This is a genomic window from Geomonas paludis (assembly GCF_014193585.1).
In the GTDB taxonomy this organism is placed as follows: Bacteria; Desulfobacterota; Desulfuromonadia; order Geobacterales; family Geobacteraceae; genus Geomonas; species Geomonas paludis.
The window spans coordinates 1-1,764 of record NZ_BLXY01000030.1 but is presented as its reverse complement, the minus strand read 5'-3'; the positions used below and the strand labels follow the sequence as shown (position 1 = coordinate 1,764).

General features: G+C 51.3%; 2 protein-coding genes. Both read right to left on the bottom strand.

Translation table 11 applies throughout. From position 1 onward, the window contains the following. Window positions 1-305: 305 nt before the first annotated feature. A complete protein-coding gene (locus tag H7687_RS21800; protein ID WP_183351396.1) occupies window positions 306-593 on the bottom strand; it encodes a hypothetical protein in 288 nt (95 codons plus the stop codon). Between the two features lie 139 nt (window positions 594-732). After that, window positions 733-1,146, bottom strand: coding sequence for a TIGR02594 family protein (locus H7687_RS22240; RefSeq protein WP_371877594.1), 414 nt, complete (start codon window positions 1,144-1,146; stop codon window positions 733-735). Window positions 1,147-1,764: the final 618 nt, after the last annotated feature.

The following is a 1,764-nucleotide window of genomic DNA, read 5'->3' as shown; positions in this document are numbered from 1 at the left end:
CATCTTCTTCTCCAAACCGGCAATACTCCCATCTCCGACGTGATGCGTCGCCTCACAACCGGCTATGCCGTAGAATTCAATCATCGTCACAACCGCTCGGGCCACCTCTTTCAAAACCGATACAAATCCAGGGGAGGCAGGGGGACGCCCATGAAATTATGCGTTTCTCTGCCTCCTTCTCTATCTGGGGTGCCCGTTGCTAATGTAAGGGGGGTGTGAGTCGTCCGTTCCCCGCGAGGCTTTAGCTGCCGTGCAGATGAGAGATTAGCTACAAAGGGTATCTTAAGGGGCGGTAAACTATCGGATTATTCTTCAAGGTAGGCTCCTGTGAACTGCCACTTCCCGTCTGCGCACTGGAATTCAAAAACTTCCACCGTCACCATCCATGGCGTGTTGTAGTCCTTTGAAGTTAACGCCTGTTTGTCTTTGACGTGCTGCAGCATGGTCTTTTCTACTATAGTGTCTTCCCCTTCTACTATCACAATCTTTTGGCCGAGCAACTTTTTAAGAATTTGGGGAAAGGGCTTACGGCCATATATCTCGACCGGATGACTATCCAGGATGCCGCCGACTCGGAATGGAAACCTCGTCATTGACGCCACCTTGCTGTCCTCGTTTTGAACTATGGCTCGTCTAAATCGAACCCAATAATTCCCCATGTCCCCACATTCTTCAGCGAAAGCATTTGAACATGTCATGACAATCACAACAGCACCAATGTAACAAAGGAACCTAGTCGCTCTCATAGACCGGCCACCGATGCCCTAAAACAACATAGGAACGTTTAGGGAAATTCGAAAGTCTCACTTGGTGCGATTGATTGCCACCAAGGAGGGTGTAGTGGCTTTGCCCTTCAGATATGAAGAAGGCTACATGGTTCTCTCCTGTAGTTGTACTTTTCACAACAGTTACGGCACCGGGCATAGGGACGGAAATCTTCCCCCAATGGAGCCAACTGGATGCGGCTGCAGAGTTGGTGCCATGGATGCCGACCTGTTTCAAACACCAGTTAACGAACGCAGAGCACCAAGCTATTTCATCGGTAGTTGCATGCAATGACGTCGTAGCGTGATACAGCAATATCCTCGGATTATCCTGGACGCCCCGTAGTTCCTTTTGCCCTATTTCCTTCATGGCTACAGCCATCCAGGGAGAATCATGTGTAGAGATTGGACTTTGGTTGCTCCGGTCGGCCATGTGACTCTCCACGTATTCACTGCTTGGTATCTTGTCGACCCCATGCCGAAAGTGCTTCCCCGGCTACCTTTAATTGGTTTGTAAAATTTAATCATTTTGCTACTCATGTCAACAACTGCTCCGGCGAATTCCAGTCGGAGTTGCCCCTGGTGCATGCCATCACATCATCTGGGAGGCAGGGGAGGCAGGGGGACGCCCATGAAATTATGCGTTTCTCTGCCTCCGCCAACCTGATGCGCCCGTTGCTAATATAAGAGGGGTGTGGCAACCTTCTTGTCATGCCTCGACAAGCCCGCATAGACGCTCCTGGTGCCTGCCACCACATCATCTGTCGTGGCATCGAGCGGAGAAAGATCTTCCTCGATGCCACCGACCGCGACCAATTTCTGCTGCGCTTGGGGCATGTCCTTAAGAAGTCATCTACTCGCTGCTTTGCCTGGGAGGCAGGGGGACGCCCATGAAATTATGCGTTTCTCTGCCTCCTTCTCTATCTGGGGTGCCCGTTGCTAATGTAAGAGGGGTGTGGCAACCTTCTTGTCATGCCTCGACAAGCCCGCATAGACGCTC

Coding starts and splice junctions, on each gene's coding strand:
- H7687_RS22240 (WP_371877594.1), bottom strand. CDS start 1,146: ATGGCTGTAGCCATGAAGGAAATAGGGCAAAAGGAACTACGGGGCGTC.
- H7687_RS21800 (WP_183351396.1), bottom strand. CDS start 593: ATGACGAGGTTTCCATTCCGAGTCGGCGGCATCCTGGATAGTCATCCG.